Source organism: Nocardioides pinisoli (genome assembly GCF_024199985.1).
GTDB classification, from domain to species: Bacteria; Actinomycetota; Actinomycetes; order Propionibacteriales; family Nocardioidaceae; genus Nocardioides; species Nocardioides pinisoli.
The window spans coordinates 1-14758 of record NZ_JANARS010000011.1 but is presented as its reverse complement, the minus strand read 5'-3'; the positions used below and the strand labels follow the sequence as shown (position 1 = coordinate 14758).

Annotated in this window: 14 protein-coding genes; 6 read left to right on the top strand and 8 right to left on the bottom strand. The window is 69.4% G+C overall.

The features are described from left to right. Nucleotides 1–33: 33 nt before the first annotated feature. From NCI01_RS19615 to NCI01_RS19605, 3 genes are all read left to right on the top strand, one after another. Entirely contained in the window at nucleotides 34–1179 is a 1146-nt protein-coding gene (locus tag NCI01_RS19615) for an acyl-CoA dehydrogenase family protein (RefSeq protein ID WP_254183182.1), read from the top strand. 13 nt (nucleotides 1180–1192) lie between these two features. Next, on the top strand, nucleotides 1193–1771 hold the full coding sequence (gene thpR, locus NCI01_RS19610) for an RNA 2',3'-cyclic phosphodiesterase (protein ID WP_254183181.1): 579 nt from the start codon (nucleotides 1193–1195) through the stop codon (nucleotides 1769–1771). A gap of 103 nt (nucleotides 1772–1874) precedes the next feature. Further along, nucleotides 1875–2558, top strand: a complete 684-nt coding sequence (locus NCI01_RS19605) for a VIT1/CCC1 transporter family protein (RefSeq protein WP_302182356.1) — start codon at nucleotides 1875–1877, stop codon at nucleotides 2556–2558. A gap of 17 nt (nucleotides 2559–2575) precedes the next feature. On the opposite strand, the gene NCI01_RS19600 is transcribed toward NCI01_RS19605, so the two are convergent. The 3 genes from NCI01_RS19600 to NCI01_RS19590 form a co-directional block, all read right to left on the bottom strand. Beyond that, nucleotides 2576–3868: an HNH endonuclease signature motif containing protein gene (locus tag NCI01_RS19600; RefSeq protein WP_254183179.1), complete on the bottom strand. Its 1293-nt coding sequence runs from the start codon at nucleotides 3866–3868 to the stop codon at nucleotides 2576–2578. A gap of 714 nt (nucleotides 3869–4582) precedes the next feature. After that, on the bottom strand, nucleotides 4583–6919 hold the full coding sequence (locus NCI01_RS19595) for a DUF3376 domain-containing protein (RefSeq protein WP_254183178.1): 2337 nt from the start codon (nucleotides 6917–6919) through the stop codon (nucleotides 4583–4585). 557 nt (nucleotides 6920–7476) lie between these two features. Further along, nucleotides 7477–8496, bottom strand: a complete 1020-nt coding sequence (locus NCI01_RS19590) for a LacI family DNA-binding transcriptional regulator (protein ID WP_254183177.1) — start codon at nucleotides 8494–8496, stop codon at nucleotides 7477–7479. Nucleotides 8497–8621: 125 nt separating this feature from the next. On the opposite strand from NCI01_RS19590, the gene NCI01_RS19585 reads away from it, so the two are divergent. The 3 genes from NCI01_RS19585 (at nucleotide 8622) to NCI01_RS19575 (ending at nucleotide 11898) form a co-directional block, all read left to right on the top strand. Beyond that, entirely contained in the window at nucleotides 8622–9929 is a 1308-nt protein-coding gene (locus tag NCI01_RS19585) for an extracellular solute-binding protein (protein WP_254183176.1), read from the top strand. A 101-nt stretch (nucleotides 9930–10030) separates the two neighbouring features. Beyond that, complete coding sequence (locus NCI01_RS19580; RefSeq protein ID WP_254183175.1) at nucleotides 10031–10978, top strand: carbohydrate ABC transporter permease; 948 nt, start codon at nucleotides 10031–10033, stop codon at nucleotides 10976–10978. Further along, on the top strand, nucleotides 10978–11898 hold the full coding sequence (locus tag NCI01_RS19575; RefSeq protein ID WP_254183174.1) for a sugar ABC transporter permease: 921 nt from the start codon (nucleotides 10978–10980) through the stop codon (nucleotides 11896–11898). The genes NCI01_RS19580 and NCI01_RS19575 overlap by 1 nt, the downstream gene beginning before the upstream one ends. 52 nt (nucleotides 11899–11950) lie before the next feature. On the opposite strand, the gene NCI01_RS19570 is transcribed toward NCI01_RS19575, so the two are convergent. Genes NCI01_RS19570 through NCI01_RS19550 form a run of 5 tightly spaced genes read right to left on the bottom strand, consistent with a single transcriptional unit; the run spans nucleotide 11951 to nucleotide 14594 of the window. Next, nucleotides 11951–12607: a hypothetical protein gene (locus tag NCI01_RS19570; protein WP_254183173.1), complete on the bottom strand. Its 657-nt coding sequence runs from the start codon at nucleotides 12605–12607 to the stop codon at nucleotides 11951–11953. Further along, nucleotides 12604–13011: a YbaB/EbfC family nucleoid-associated protein gene (locus NCI01_RS19565; protein WP_254183172.1), complete on the bottom strand. Its 408-nt coding sequence runs from the start codon at nucleotides 13009–13011 to the stop codon at nucleotides 12604–12606. The genes NCI01_RS19570 and NCI01_RS19565 overlap by 4 nt, the downstream gene beginning before the upstream one ends. Further along, nucleotides 13008–13829 (bottom strand): hypothetical protein, encoded by an 822-nt coding sequence (locus NCI01_RS19560; protein WP_254183171.1) that lies wholly within the window; start codon nucleotides 13827–13829, stop codon nucleotides 13008–13010. Before NCI01_RS19560 ends, NCI01_RS19565 begins: the two co-directional genes overlap by 4 nt. 1 nt (nucleotide 13830) lies before the next feature. After that, the gene (locus tag NCI01_RS19555) at nucleotides 13831–14148 is read right to left on the bottom strand and encodes a type VII secretion target (protein ID WP_254183170.1); all 318 of its coding nucleotides are present in this window, start codon (nucleotides 14146–14148) and stop codon (nucleotides 13831–13833) included. Further along, a complete protein-coding gene (locus NCI01_RS19550) occupies nucleotides 14145–14594 on the bottom strand; it encodes a YbaB/EbfC family nucleoid-associated protein (protein ID WP_254183169.1) in 450 nt (149 codons plus the stop codon). Before NCI01_RS19550 ends, NCI01_RS19555 begins: the two co-directional genes overlap by 4 nt. Nucleotides 14595–14758: the final 164 nt, after the last annotated feature.

Genomic DNA, 14758 nt, shown 5'->3' with positions numbered 1-14758 from the left:
CCACACTTGGTGACTCGCGGGTAACATAGCCGCATGAAGCGTGAGATCTACGACGAGGACCACGAGGCGTTCCGCGCCTCGGTCAAGCAGTTCCTGGACCGTGAGGTCACCCCGCACCTCGACACCTACGCCGCCGGCCACGGGCTCGACCGCGACTTCTGGCTCGCCGCCGGCAAGCAGGGCTTCCTCGGCCTCGAGATCCCGGAGGAGTACGGCGGCTCCGAGGCCGGTGACTACCGCTTCAACGCGGTCCTCACCGAGGAGCTCGCCAAGGTCAACATGACCCTCCCGAGCTGCGTCGGGATCCACGCCGACATCACCGTGCCCTACCTGGTGCACCTGACCAACGACGAGCAGAAGGCGCGCTGGCTGCCCGGCGCCGCGACCGGTGAGATCCTCACGGCCATCGGGATGACCGAGCCCGGCGGCGGCTCCGACCTGGCCAACCTCAAGACCACCGCGGTGCGCGACGGCGACGACTGGGTCATCAACGGCTCGAAGACCTTCATCACCAACGGCGGCTCGGCCGACATCGTGCTGGTCGCGGCCCGCACCAGCCCCGAGAAGAAGGCCAAGGGGATCTCGCTGTTCGCCGTCGACACCACCCTCGACGGCTTCAGCGTCGGCCGCGTGCTCGACAAGGTCGGCCAGGACGAGTCCGACACCGCCGAGCTCGCCTTCGAGGACGTGCGCGTCAGCAACGACGACCTCGTCGGCCCGCTCGACACCGGCTTCATCTCGATGATGCAGTTCCTGCCCCAGGAGCGCCTCGGCTCGGCCATCACCAACCTCGCCCACGCCAGGCAGATCCTTGACGAGACGGTCCAGTACGCCAAGGACCGGCAGGCGTTCGGCCAGCCGATCGGCTCCTTCCAGAACACCCAGTTCCTCCTCGCCGACCTCGTGACGAGGGTCGAGGTCACCCAGGCGTACGTCGACCAGTGCGTCGTCGCCCACACCAAGCAGGAGCTGACGCCCGTCGACGCAGCGAAGGCGAAGTGGTGGACCTCCCAGGTCCAGAACGACGTCCTCGACCACTGCGTGCAGGTCCACGGCGGCTACGGCTACATGAACGAGTACCGCGTGGCCCGCGCCTGGCGCGACGCCCGGGTGACCAAGATCTGGGCAGGGTCCAACGAGATCATGAAGATGCTGATCGGCCGCGACCTGGGGCTGTAGCCACACTGGTGCCATGACCCGGATGTTCGTCGCGCTGGTGCCCTCGCCCGGCGCCGTGGAGCACCTCGAGGAGTTCCTCGACGTACGCCGCGACGCAGCCGCCTTCCGCTGGTCGGACCCCGGCCAGTGGCACCTGACGCTGGCGTTCGCGGCCGACGTGCCCGACCGCAGCCTCGACGACCTCGACGAGCGGCTGGCGCGTCTGGCGACCCGCCGCCCGGCCGTGGAGCTGCGGGTCGCCGGGGGTGGCGCCTTCCCTCACGCCGACCGCGCCCGCATCCTCTACGCCCGCCTGGGCGTGGGGGACGACGTCGCGGCCGGGCTCGACCTGCTCGCGGCCGGGTGCCGGGCGGCGATGTCGCGCGCCGGGGCGCGGGTCGACGGGCAACGGTTCCGGCCCCACCTGACGCTCGGGCGCCTGGGCCGCCCCGACAACGTCACGTCCTGGGTGCGCCTGCTCGACGCCTACGCCGGCCCGCCGTGGGTCGCCGAGGAGATCGTCCTCGTCGCCTCCCACCTCGGCGAGGGACCGCGCGGGCGCCCGCGCCACGAGGTCGTCGCGACGTACGCCCTCACCGGGCGCGCTCGCTGAGCGCAGCCTCACCTTCGTTGCGCGGCGCGCGGTCAGGAGGAACGATCGTCCCGTGAGCCTTGAGATCGGAACGGACGAGGACCCGCGGCACTTCCACGACGACATGGGCGACCACGTCGGGTCGCGCCTCAACTGGCTGCGGGCCGCGGTGCTCGGCGCCAACGACGGCATCGTCTCGACCGCCGGCGTCGTGATGGGCGTGGCCGGCGCCACCGACGACAGCGGCGCGATCGTGATCGCGGGCATCGCGGCGCTGACCGCCGGCGCGCTGAGCATGGGGACCGGCGAGTACGTCTCCGTGAGCACGCAGCGCGACTCGGAGAAGTCGCTGCTCGACCTCGAGGCGCGCGAGCTGGAGCGGATGCCGGAGACGGAGGAGCGCGAGCTCGCCAAGATGTACGTCGACAAGGGCCTCACGAAGGAGACCGCCGAGAAGGTCGCCCGCGAGCTGACCGAGCACGACGCCCTGCGCGCGCACGCCGACATCGAGTTCGGCATCGACCCCGACAACCTGACCAACCCCTGGCACGCCGCCTGGGCCTCGATGCTCGCCTTCACCGCCGGCGCCCTGCTCCCGCTGCTGGTCGTCGCGTTCGTGCCCGACGCGGTGCGGGTCCTGGTCACCGTCCTCAGCACGGTCGCGGCGTTGGCGCTCACCGGGTTCGTCAGCTCGCGCATCGGCTACAGCCCGCGGCTGCCGGCCGTGGTGCGCAACGTGTCCGGCGGCCTGCTGGCGATGGGCGTCACCTACCTGATCGGCACGCTCGCCGGCACCCAGCTGGGATAGTCCTCTGCCTCGGCGCCCTATCTGCGTCTGTGGAACCTCACCTCACCGCTCGGTAGACGCTCGGCGACGTAGTCGGCGTCGTGGGCCCGGTGGTGATGGTGGGCGCAGAGCAGCACGGCGTTGTCGAGGTCGGTCAGGCCGCCCAACATCCACGGCAGCCAGTGATGGGCCTCGGCCCAGGTGCCCGGCACGTCGCAGCCCGCGGCACGGCAGGTCTTGTCGCGCAGCAGGAGGGCCCGCCGCTGCGCGGCGTTGAACAGTCTCTGGGCGCGCCCGAGATCGAGGATCTCGGACCTGCCACCCAGCACGGCTGGGAGGATCCGTCCGTTGCACGCGAGCCGACGCGCCTCTCCTGCGCTGATCCGCTCGCCGGCGCACGGGTCGCCGTGTGGATCGGCCGGCACCGTGCCCGCCCCGAGGACGTCGGCCGCGCCGAGCTCGGACCTCAGCGTCTCGAGCGAGATGGTCACCACCACGGTGGTCGCGTCGCCTCCGTGGACCGGCAGGCGCTGCGGGTCGAGGCTCTCGAGCAGCTGGCAGAAGGCCTCGCCGAGACGGCGGGGGTACGGCAGCCGCGGCACGGGGTCGAGGAGGGGCGCGGCCGGCTCACCGAGTGGGGTCGTGACCCCGTCGCGCCGGGGGTTCGCGTAGGCCTCGAGGTAGGTGGCGAGGCGGGTGGCGACCGCGTCGGGCAGGCGGCCCGAGACGCGCGTGGTGCCGTCCCCGAGCCGCCGGAGCATCAGCCGGGTGCGGCGGCGACCCTCCGCCTCGAGGGCGGAGAGGCGCTTGCCCTCGATCTCCGCTACCACCTCGGGCGCCACGACCTCGAGGACGTGACGCCCGACCCGCGCCAGCTGCTTCGGGCCGAGCCGCTGGGCGTGCTCGATCAGCAAGGCCTCGGCCCGGTCCAGCAGCTCGGCCGGCACGGAGTCGGGGAGGTCCTCGAGCGATCGGACGACCACCCGCGCCTGGGCGGTGTTGACCCGGCCCTCGCGGAGGGCGGCCCCCAGGGCACTCCACCGCCGGTCGAGCGCGGTCGCGAGCCGGAGGTCGGCCCGCGCGTCCTCGAACCGCGTGTGGGTGGCGTCGGCATACCAACCGGCTGCGTCGCGCGCCCCGACCCCGGTCGCCACGTCCCCGGCGTCGACGAGCACGCGCATCCGCAGCTCGGCTACCCGGGACTCGATGCGAGCCAGCTCGCGCAGCGCATCCGCCTTCTCAGCGGCCGACATGAAGAGCGGGTTGGCATCCGCCACGTCCTTCAGCACGGCGTCCATCGCCGTGGCCGCAGCCAGGATCGGATGGGACATGTGCGGCCTCCTCTCGACGACGTCGTCGCGCACGCGCAACTCACTGACGGTCGTCGCTCCTGGAGGCCGGCCCAGCCGGACACTTACATCCCTCGCAACTCGCCCACCCAGCCACCGTCCGAGTCACTGACCCTAGAACGATGGACCGTTTGAAGCGTGCGACCAGACTACACGTCGCAACGCCTATTCGCAAGCGTGTTCGAACGACAATTGCGGCGGAATGGTCGCCGATGCGCCTGCGTGGAAGGTGGCAGAGCCGGCTACTGGCACAAGCGAAGGCGCGTCAGGGCGGCGTGCATCGGCCACCCTCGCCTGCTGAGCGCCGTCGGGAGTAGTCGCTCCAGGGTTGGCACGGGCAAATGATGCGGGCGGGCTGGTCTGCATTCCCTCCCGACGCGTGGCTTGGGGCGGCTGCCTGCACGCGCCTATGCGTTACCCGCATCCCTAAGCTCGCTCAATTGCGAAGTTGTGATGCGATGCGGATCATTGACCTTCCAGCCCGCGGCGGCCGCGAGGGCCGCGGGGATTAGTACGACGACCAAACCAGATACCGGCGCCGGCACGGCGGCTATCGCGTCGGATACGTCAGCCGCCGCGGATGATGCGTCCCAGATCGTGATTCGAGCAGCCAGGTGATGAGGCTGCTGATGGCCGCCCCAATTCCGGCCCCGGCCGTCGAGGCGATCGCCTTGGGGCTCACGGGGTTCTCGACGCTCATGAGTCGTCAACCTCCTTCGACGCCCACGGCAGGTGTCTCCAGGCCCCCTGAAGGATGTCACGGCACCTTGCCTTGACGTCTGACCCCGCTTCGCTGACATCTAAGTACGCTTCAGTGCCCTTGGTGATGACGCGAGCAAAAAACTCGCCCTTCCCGCCAATTACCGGAGTTTCGCCGAGCACCTCTGGGACGGTGGCCAACAGCAGCTCGCGGGCCTCCTCGCCCCCACCGTCCTCGAGCATGAGCCGGTACAGATCACCCATCTCCAAGTCCATGACGCGCTCCGCGTCCCTCTCCACCGCGTTCCTCAGCTCCGTGGGTGATGGGGGAGGGCCCTCGCCGGAGTACTCGGCGGCCAAGATGGCGTTCACCAAGTCGGTCGTTCGGTCGTCCTCTGCCGCGTTTGGCCCCAAGATCATGTGAACCAATGCGCTGGCTCCGTCAAGCCGCCCCCACCGCCAGTCGTGCTGTCGCCCCTTCTTGGTTGCGAACGCGCCGAAGTGACCCCACCGCTCGCCATAGAGCTTCCGAGCCGCCCACTGCTGATTCTGGTCGTCGTAGCCAACTTGGCCGGGATCCTTGTTGAGCGGTGGCACGGACACCAGGCTGCGGGCCAGGGGCGACACCTGGAGGTAGGTGAACATCGGGACGTCGCCCTCGTCACCACCCCACGCGAACACAGAGCTGACGACCTCGATGGCGAGCGCAGCAGCGATAACGTCATCCGGATCGACTGTGTCGTTCGGTGATGACAACCACGCGGCGACAGCAACCGCGGCGTCGCGCACAGCGTTGCCGAATGGATCCTCCGTGTCGTAAGCGGTCAAGATTTTCTTGAAGGTCTTGAGCCTGGTGTCCAGGTCGTCGCCGGGCTGAACCGCGTCGGTCAAGGCTTGGACGATTTCACCATCTACCTCATACACCCACCGTTGTGATCGCCCGATTGCAGCGAACGTCGTCGCCAATTCTTTGTCCTCGCTCGTCTCGGGCCCGCGATCGGAGGCAATCTGCACGAGCGCTCGCCCGAGCCAGCGCAGCACCCGATCCGCGGTGGATGAGCCCCAGACCCAGGGCTTTCCAGGCGTCAGCGGGGGCGCGCCGGTCCGGCGCGGCGGAGGGACGACAGGGATGACGTCGGGGTTCCCGCTGATCGGTCTCGGCCTCGTCAGATCGACGGGGCGACCGATGCCGGCTAACCACCGATGGACGGCCTCGCCGCGCCCGGTGCGATAAGTATCCAGGAGTGCGCTCGCGGCGCCGATTAACACATTGGCGTCGGGTTGGCGGCCGCAGAGAGCCCCCGCCAGGACCGCATGAGTCGTGGAGTTCTGGTAGGACATCTGCTCAAACGCATGCTCCAAGAGCGTGACGTCGAGCCGCTGGTCCGGCTCCCGGACCGTCGAGGCAACGGCGCTGAGGACGTTTCCCACGTCAGGAAGTTCGTCGTTTCCCAGCTGCGCGATCTTGCGAGCACTTGCGGAAGGCACGACGTACAGCACTACTCGGTCGAACAGCGCGTCGACGGGACGCTCCTGGAGTGCAGCAAGCAGCGGTCCGAATGGGGCGTTGTCCAGCACGCCACCGTCCATCAGGCGGCTCCTACCGACGTTGGCACTGCCCGGCGCGCGAAACTTCTGAAGATCTTCGTCTTCCAGGACCGGGGTGAAGGCGGTCGGGAAGCTCGCCGAGGCACGTGCCGCGCCGGCTAGCGGCCCAGACGGCTCGCCATTGCGAGCAGGCTCCTTGGGTACCGCGAAGTCGTTGCTGAGTTCATTGCCGTCATGGCGGGCACGGCGTTGGAAGCGGTAGACCCGCCGGCTATCCCGGTACGAGTCGCTGACGCCTCCCTCCATCAACATCGGGGCGAGGTTGTTTCCGATTCCGGTCGCCGTCACGAGAAGGGTGACGTCCTGTACTGGAAATTGCCCGGTCTTTCCGTGCGCAATTTTCGCCAGTACCTCGTTGATCGAGTCGGTGAAGTAGCCACCGTCCAGCAGACTGTTGGCGTCGCGCGGGTTACGGCGGAGAAGCTTCCCCGGCTCAAGCGATGCACGCTCGAGCCACACCTCCTTCAGTCCCGTCAAGTCGGAGCCGTGGGCAACAGCGGTCGCCAGCAGGGTGCCGTTGAGTCCGCCCGCGCTCGTGCCCGCGACCGTATCGACGACCACCCGCGACTGGGGGCCGAGTATCGCCTTCCATGCTCGGTGAACGGCCTTCTCCCGCTCGTCATCGGGCTCGACGCCACCAGCTGCCAGTCGTAGCCTGTTCAACTCGTGAGTCACGCCACCCATCCACACGGCAAGACTGACGCCGCCGTTCATCACCAGGGCCACCCGGGTTTCCTTCATAACTCCACCTCCGAGCTGTGAGCGCTCTTGAACGGTGTCCCTGCTCGGGAGGCGGCGCAACCCCAGAATTGGCGACACCAAACGTTCCGCTATCGATAGCTTGAAGCCGCCGTGGACAGACGGGTTGGAACATGAACGTGGCGCAGGAGCACGTCGAAGGACCCCCGAACGGATGATGGGATGGATCCAAGGCCGCTTGCCACGGGCGGGAATGGCACGCGCGTCTTCGAGGTCGCCAAAGGGGGTTCAGAGGTCCACCACGGTGAAACCCACGTCGGCGCCAGTGTTCGTCATCCAGAAGGCCAACGGCACGTTCAGCCGTCGAAGTCCGACATGTCGATCTTGCCCGCCGCATGTTCCACAAGAATGCGCAGCGGCACAGAGATCACCTGCCACCGTCGGGCGCCCATTCTGGGCGGTTCGCAGCGCCTCAGAGACTCGCCCAATCTGAACGGAGAGGGCCAAACCGAGGACAATCGCCGTCAGCCGAAGGCTGGAACGAACTCCGCGAGTGTCCGGTGGCCCGAGGCCACACCAAGTGCTCAGGCCCGGTCGACCGCCGGGCCGGTGGACCCGCGCAGCACGAGCTCGGGCGCGAAGAGGTACTCCCGCGACGCGACGGGGTCGCCGGAGATGGCGTCGGCCAGGGCGGCGACGGCCGTACTGCCCATCTGCGCCACCGGCTGGCGCACGGTGGTGAGCGGCGGGTCGAGGAAGGCCACCAGCGGGGAGTCGTCGAAGCCGACGACCGAGACGTCGTGGGGCACCCCGTGACCGGCGGCCCGCGCAGCCCGGATGGCGCCGATCGCCATCATGTCGGAGCCGCAGACGATGGCCGTGGCGCCCTGCTCGAGCAGCTGGTCGGTTGCGGCCGCTCCGCCCTCGACGGAGAAGATCGTCTCCGCGATCCACGACCGCGCCTCGGTGGCGGACAGGCCCAGGTGGGTCTCCAGCGCGGCGACGAAGCCCTCGTGCTTGCGCGCCGACGGCATGAACCGCGCCGGCCCGATCGCCAGGCCGATGCGGCGGTGGCCGAGGTGCGCGAGGTGGGCCACGGCGATGTCCATCGCGACCCGGTCGTCGGCCGAGATGAACGGCGCCGCCACCCCGTCGACGTACCCGTTGATGAACACCACGGGCAGTCCCCGCTCCAGCAGCGACTGGTAGCGCTCGTGGTCGGCGCGGGTGTCGGCGTGCTTGCCCGAGACGAAGATGATGCCCGCGACGCCGTGGTCGAGGAGCGACTCGACGTACTCGTCCTCCGAGAGGCTGCCGGGCGACTGCGTGCAGAGCACCGGAGTGAAGCGGCGGCGGGCGAGCGCGTCCTCGATCACCTGGGCGAAGGCCGGGAAGATCGGGTTCTCGAGCTCGGGGACCACGAGTCCGACGAGGCCGGCCGAGCGCTGGCGCAGGTGGGTCGGCCGCTCGTAGCCGAGGACGTCGAGGGCGGTGATCACGGACTGCCGGGTGCCCTCACTGACGCCCGGCTTGCTGTTGAGGACGCGACTCACGGTCGCCTCGCTCACGCCTGCCTCGACGGCGATCTGGGAGAGGGTGGCCATGGCGGAATGTAAGCAGTCTTGCAAGTTGCCTGCAAGGTCTTTCAGATCCTGAATGTTCTTGCTAGCCTCCGGTGACCGTCATCACAAGCGTCCATCCGGACGCGCATTCTTCATGGGAGACATCGATGCGCCGATTCAAGGCCGGCTCCGCCGGGATCGCCGTCGCCGCCCTCGCCCTCACGCTCGCGGCGTGCGGTAGCGACAGCGGGGACTCGGACAGCAACACCGAAAACGAGGGCGACAGCAGCTCTGCCGACCTCAGCGCCGAGCTCACCTGGTGGGACACCTCCGACGCCACCAACGAGGCGCCCGCCTACGACGAGCTGATCAAGAAGTTCAACGAGGAGTACCCGGACGTCACGATCAAGCACGAGACGGTCCCCTTCGACCAGACGCAGAACAAGTTCAAGACCGCCGCGGAGTCCGGCTCGGGTGCCCCCGACATCCTCCGCGCCGAGGTCGCCTGGACCCCCGAGTTCGCGTCGCTGGGCTACCTCTACGCCCTCGACGGCACCGCCGCCCTGGAGAACAACTTCCTCGAGACCCCGCTCTCCAGCAACGTCTACGAGGGCAAGACCTACGGCGTCCCGCAGGTCACGGACACCCTCGGCCTGATGTACAACAAGGCGCTCTTCGAGAAGGCCGGCCTGGACCCCGAAGCCCCGCCGACGACGTGGGACGAGGTCCGCGAGGCGGCCAAGGCGCTCAAGAGCAAGGCCAAGGTCGACGGCATCTACCTCAACTCCGGCGGCTACTTCCTGCTCCCCTTCATGTACGGCGAGGGTGCTGACCTCGTCGACGTCGAGGCCGAGGAGATCACCGTCAACAGCCCCGAGGCGGTCACCGGCATCCAGACCGCCCAGGACATGGTCAAGGACGGCACCTCGGTCAAGCCGACCGCCAACGACCCCTACGGCACGATGATGACCCTGTTCAAGGAGCAGAAGGTCGGCATGATCATCAACGGCCCCTGGGAGGTCGCCGGCATCAGCGACGACCCCAACTTCGGAGGCATCGACAACCTCGGCGTCGCGCCCGTCCCCGCCGGCAGCGCCGGCCAGGGTGCCCCGGTGGGCGGCCACAACTACGTCGTCTACTCCGGCATGGACGAGGAGAAGGCCGAGGCCGCAGCCGCGTTCATCGCCTTCATGAGCTCGGCCGAGTCCGAGGCCTTCATCGCCGACGAGCTCGGCCTGCTGCCGGGCAACGCCGACGCCTACGACATGGTCAGCAACGAGCGCGTCGCCCTGTGGGCCGACGCCATGGAGGTCGCGCAGCCGCGGCCGTGGATCGCCGAGGGCGGCCAGTTCTTCGCCCCGCTCGACGAGATGGCCACGGAGGTGCTCATCCAGGACAAGCCGGTGCAGCCCGCCCTGGACAAGGTCGCGAAGACCTACAAGAGCGACGTCGTGACGGACTACGCGCTCCAGTGACACCCTGCTGACCGCGGGGGCCGGGCCGGGTGACGTCCCGGCCCGGCCCCCTGCGGAAAGCGCCGACCCAGCACAACCTCTCGAACCCCCGGAGACAACGGATGCGCAAGAGCTTCGACAAGCACTGGTACGCGTGGGCGATGGTGCTCCCCACCGTGATCGTGCTCGGTGTCCTCGTGTTCTACCCGCTGGTGCGTGGCGTGCTTCAGTCGTTCACCAACCTGAACGAGTCCAACCAGCGCGACGAGATCTGCACCAAGGTCCTCGGTGGTGCGGAGACCTGCGAGCCCAACCCCGACGCCGCGCAGTTCGTGGGGCTCGACAACTACGTCGACATCCTCACCGGTGCGCAGGGCGACTTCTGGCTGCAGTTCGTCAACACCCTGGTGTGGACGGTTGCCTGCGTCGCCTTCCACTTCGGGCTGGGGCTCGGCCTGGCCGTGATGCTCAACCGTGAGTTCCGCTTCCGCGGCTTCTACCGGGTGGCCCTGATCCTGCCGTGGGCGGTGCCTTCCTTCGTGGCGGCCTTCGCGTGGCGGTTCATCTTCGATGAGCGCTTCGGGGTGATCAACGGCGCCCTGCGAGCGATCGGCCTCGACCCGGTGTCATGGTTCGAGCAACGCTGGACCTCACTCTTCACCGCCATCGTCGCCAACGTCTGGCTGGGCGTCCCGTTCATGATGGTGGCCCTGCTCGGCGGGCTGCAGTCGATCAACGGAGACCTCTACGAGGCGGCCGAGATCGACGGCGCGTCGTCGTGGCAGCGCTTCGTCAACATCACGCTGCCGGGCCTGCGCCCGGTCAGCTCGACGGTGATCCTGCTCGGCACCATCTGGACCTTCAACATGTTCCCGATCATCTTCTTCGTCACCCGCGGCCAACCCGCCGGCGAGACCGAGATCCTCGTGACCGGCGCCTATCGCGCGGCCTTCGAGGGCATCCGCGACTACTCGTTGGCCGCGACCTACGGCGTGCTGATCCTCTCGATCCTCGTCGTCTACGCCAGCGTCTACAGGCGGATGCTCGCCAAGCAGGGAGAGGTGTTCTGATGTCCGGCATGTCCGCGATGCCACCTGCCGCAGTTGCGGCCGACCCCGTCGAGACCGTCGCCACCTCGCGCGCACCGCGCCAGCGTCGCCGCAGCGAGCGCTCGGTCCTCGCGAGCGTCGGCCTGCACGCCACGCTGGTCGTGGCGACGTTCTGCGCGCTGTTCCCGATCGCCTGGGTGATGCTGAGCTCGATCAAGCCGGCCAGCGAGATCCGCCGCTCGGAGATCGCGCTCTTCGCCAGCCCGACGCTGGAGAACTACCGGACGCTGCTGAGCGACACCGACTTCCCCTACTGGTTCCTCAACTCGGTCATCGTCGCGGCCTTCACCATGGCGTTCGGCATCGCGATGTCCGCCACCGCCGGCTACGCCCTGAGCCGCTACAACTTCCCGGGCAAGCGCGGCCTCATGTGGACCTTCCTGCTCACGCAGATGTTCCCGGTGGCGATCCTCATCGTGCCGATCTACACGATCATGGCGAACCTCGGGCTGATCGACACCAAGGCGTCCCTCGTCATCGCCTACCTCACCGTCGCGGTCCCGTTCTGCACGTGGATGCTCCGCGGCTACTTCGACACCATCCCGCGCGAGCTCGACGAAGCGGCTTCGCTGGACGGCCTCGGCCCGTTCGGCATCTTCTGGCGCATCGTCCTCCCGCTCGCCCGGCCCGGCATCGCCGTGACGGCGTTCTACACCTTCCTGACCGCGTGGGCGGAGGTGGCGTACGCCATCGCGTTCATGCAGAGCAGCCGCAACTACACGCTCGGTGCCGGCCTGCAGCAGTTCGTCCCGCAGTTCAGCCCGCGCTGGGAGCTGCTCACCGCCGGGGCCGTCCTCGTGACGCTCCCCGCGGCGATCGTCTTCTTCTTCGCCCAGCGGCACCTGGTGGCGGGGCTGACCGCGGGCGGCACGAAGGGCTGAGCCCCGGACCGCCTCAGGTCAGGGAACGGTCCCGGCCGCGGCCCGTACGGCGTCAGGCGAGCGCCGCGGCGACACGGCGGGCCAGGTCGAGCCGCCACTCGAAGCCGTCGGCGTCGGGGACCAGAGTCGCCAGCACAGTGACCTCCCCGGGCGAGGTGATGACCCAGGATCCGCTCGCGGCCACCTGGTCTACGAGCGGGCCGAGGCGGTCGCGAGCGGCGAGGAAGTCGCCGCCGGCGAGCAGGCCGCCGACCGGCTCCTGCACCTGCACCCGACCCTCGAGGCGTCGCGGCAGCAGCAACAGCTCGTCGCCGCCCGTCGAGCGGCGGACGAAGAGCTCGTCGCGCACCTCCGGGGCTTCGAGACGCAGCAGCCAGATCCGGCTCTGCACGCCGGCTCCGGCGCCGGCGAGGCGCTCCTTGGCCGCCCAGGTGCTGGCCTCGAAGTCGGGTCCGCGGACGACGAGGAGGCAGGTCCTCGCGTCGGGGCGGGCCGAGACGAGGTCGTCGGGCCAGGCGCGGACGGGGTGTTCGTCCACCGCCCATCCCTGCAGCTCGGCCAGGTCGAGGGTGCTCTGCCGGCCGGCGTCCCACCCGGCCTCGCGGGAGCGCTCGACGCCGTAGAGCTGCTTGCCCTGCACGAGGACGCGGTAGCCGAGGTAGAAGAGCCCGACGACGCCCACGGCGGCGAGCACGACCGTGAAGCTCACTCGTCCTCGGTCTCGTCGAGGTTGGCGGGGTCGACGTGCGCGGCGAGGTCGGCGGCGCTCTGCCGGACCATGTGGTCGCGCAGCTGCGGGTCGTCGGGCAGCTCCTCCTCGGCGATCACGGTCACCTGCCGGTTCCATTCCGCGACCGCGCGGTCGTGGGCCTGCTTGAGGAAGAACCCGAGGTTGGCGGGCGCGCTCGACGCGCCCTGGGAGAACTGCACGTCGACCACCATCGCACTGCCGTCGACGGTGACCTCCACGAGGCCCTGGGCGGAGCGACCGGTGGCGCGGATCAGCAGGACCCGGTCGCCGGCCACGTCGGCCTTCTGGGCGCGACGTCGGTAGTCGTCGGCGACCTGGTCGAGGTTGTCGGCGGTGACCTGGACAGGGGGTTGGTAGCTCATCCGTTGGCCACGTCCAGTCCGCCGGCGTAGGCCGCGAGGCCCACCGCGACCTTGTCGGTCAGGACCTCCTTGAGGGTCGTCACCAGCAGGTCGGAGTGACGGATCGCGTTGACCAGCAGGTCGGCGACCTGGCGCGAGTCGTCGACCGTGATCCAGATGCGGTGGGTCGCCTTCGGGACCACCCACGAGGCGCCCAGGCCGAAGGTGGCCGCGACCTGCGCCGCCCAGCTGATGAGCTGGCCGACAAGCTCGGAGATCAGGCTCTTGGTGAAGCCGCGCACCGCCTGCACCACGTCGCTGGCCACGGCCAGACCCTGACCGATGGCGCGGCACATCCCGCCCATCTTGTACATCACGTCGACGAGGAGGGTGACGGCCGCGGCATAGGCGTCGGCGGCCAGGCCCGACCACGACGCCATCACCTTGTGCATCGCGGCCTGGAGGTCGGTCGCGGCCGTGTCGATCGCACCGCCGATGTTGTTCCACGACCCGCCGATGCCCTCCACGAGGGCCGGGTTGCCCGCCAGCGCGTCGAGCATCTGCGGCAGCGGCGGCATGTAGTCGAGGAGGAACCCCGCGACGCTGGAGCCCAGCGCCGCGATCGGGTCGATGATCATGGCGACGAGCTCGGCGCACCCGCCGGCCACGTTGGCCACGCCGAGGGCCCAGTCGCCCTGCGCGAACGCCTCACCGGCCTTCCACGCCTCGTCGGCGGCCGGGGAGGCCTGCACCAGCCCGGAGAAGTCGCCCTCGGCGACCTGGGAGTAGGGCGAGCCTGCGAGGTCGGTGGCGGCGACGTCGATCAGTCCGTCGCTCATCTCACAGCCTCGCCTTCAGCACGTCGGAGCGCTCCGCACACGCCGCGTCCGCGGCGTCGAAGTCGAGAGCGATGGCGCCGACGACACCGGCGTTGCCGACGAGCGCGGCCTCGAGGGGCACCATGGCGCCCAGCGCGGCTGCCGACATGGCCAGGCACGGCGGGGTGAAGAACGAGCACAGCAGGCCGAACGCCTGCGGCGAGAGCGCCGTCACGGCCGCGCCCGCGCCGGCCGCCTGAGCGACCTGGCCGGCGACGCCGAGGAGGTCGCCTGCGTTGGTGTGCAGCTCCTGCGGCTGCACCTCGAAGCCGCCGCTCATCGCTCGCGCTCCCGTCCGGTGAGGAGCTTCATGATCGCGTCGGCCACCGGACGTGCGTCGAGGCTGGCGAGGTCCTCGGGGCGCAGCGTCCGCAGGCCGAGCCTGGACTTGGCGTCCTCGAGGGCGGCGAGCGTCTCGGCGCGCAGCTCGTCGGGGGTCATGCCCGTCACCTCGGGCCCGAAGGTGGCACCGTTGACCAGGCCCTTGCCGTCGACCCGGACCTGGACGGCGCCCTGCAGCGCCTCGCCGGTGGCCCCGGCGGAGGCGGCGTCGAGCCGCGCCTTGGCCTTCTCCTGGTCGGCCATGGCCTTCTCCATGGTGGTCAGGACCATCTCGCGGATGTCGAGGACGGCCGCCCGGTTGGGGCTGTCCGTGCGCATCGGGTTTTCCGGGAGCGGGAGCGGGCCGGTGGCGAACCGTGCCGCTCCCGAGACGTCGTCTGCCATGGCGGCATCGTCCCCCGACGCGCTCGCGCTCAAACCCCGGTCTCAGACGGTATGACGTGACCGCCTCGGACTGAGGGGGTTGCAGGCCGGGGCCTCTCACATGCATGTACGTGGGTTGTCGGGCAGGAGTGGCCTGCTCGACCTATCCACAGGCATAGGAGGCC

Bases quoted from the DNA above. Each gene is read 5' to 3' on its own strand.
- NCI01_RS19615 (WP_254183182.1), top strand. From the start codon at position 34: ATGAAGCGTGAGATCTACGACGAGGACCACGAGGCGTTCCGCGCCTCG.
- thpR (WP_254183181.1), top strand. From the start codon at position 1,193: ATGACCCGGATGTTCGTCGCGCTGGTGCCCTCGCCCGGCGCCGTGGAG.
- NCI01_RS19605 (WP_302182356.1), top strand. From the start codon at position 1,875: ATGGGCGACCACGTCGGGTCGCGCCTCAACTGGCTGCGGGCCGCGGTG.
- NCI01_RS19600 (WP_254183179.1), bottom strand. From the start codon at position 3,868: ATGTCCCATCCGATCCTGGCTGCGGCCACGGCGATGGACGCCGTGCTG.
- NCI01_RS19590 (WP_254183177.1), bottom strand. From the start codon at position 8,496: ATGGCCACCCTCTCCCAGATCGCCGTCGAGGCAGGCGTGAGCGAGGCG.
- NCI01_RS19585 (WP_254183176.1), top strand. From the start codon at position 8,622: ATGCGCCGATTCAAGGCCGGCTCCGCCGGGATCGCCGTCGCCGCCCTC.
- NCI01_RS19580 (WP_254183175.1), top strand. From the start codon at position 10,031: ATGCGCAAGAGCTTCGACAAGCACTGGTACGCGTGGGCGATGGTGCTC.
- NCI01_RS19575 (WP_254183174.1), top strand. From the start codon at position 10,978: ATGTCCGGCATGTCCGCGATGCCACCTGCCGCAGTTGCGGCCGACCCC.
- NCI01_RS19565 (WP_254183172.1), bottom strand. From the start codon at position 13,011: ATGAGCTACCAACCCCCTGTCCAGGTCACCGCCGACAACCTCGACCAG.
- NCI01_RS19560 (WP_254183171.1), bottom strand. From the start codon at position 13,829: ATGAGCGACGGACTGATCGACGTCGCCGCCACCGACCTCGCAGGCTCG.
- NCI01_RS19555 (WP_254183170.1), bottom strand. From the start codon at position 14,148: ATGAGCGGCGGCTTCGAGGTGCAGCCGCAGGAGCTGCACACCAACGCA.
- NCI01_RS19550 (WP_254183169.1), bottom strand. From the start codon at position 14,594: ATGGCAGACGACGTCTCGGGAGCGGCACGGTTCGCCACCGGCCCGCTC.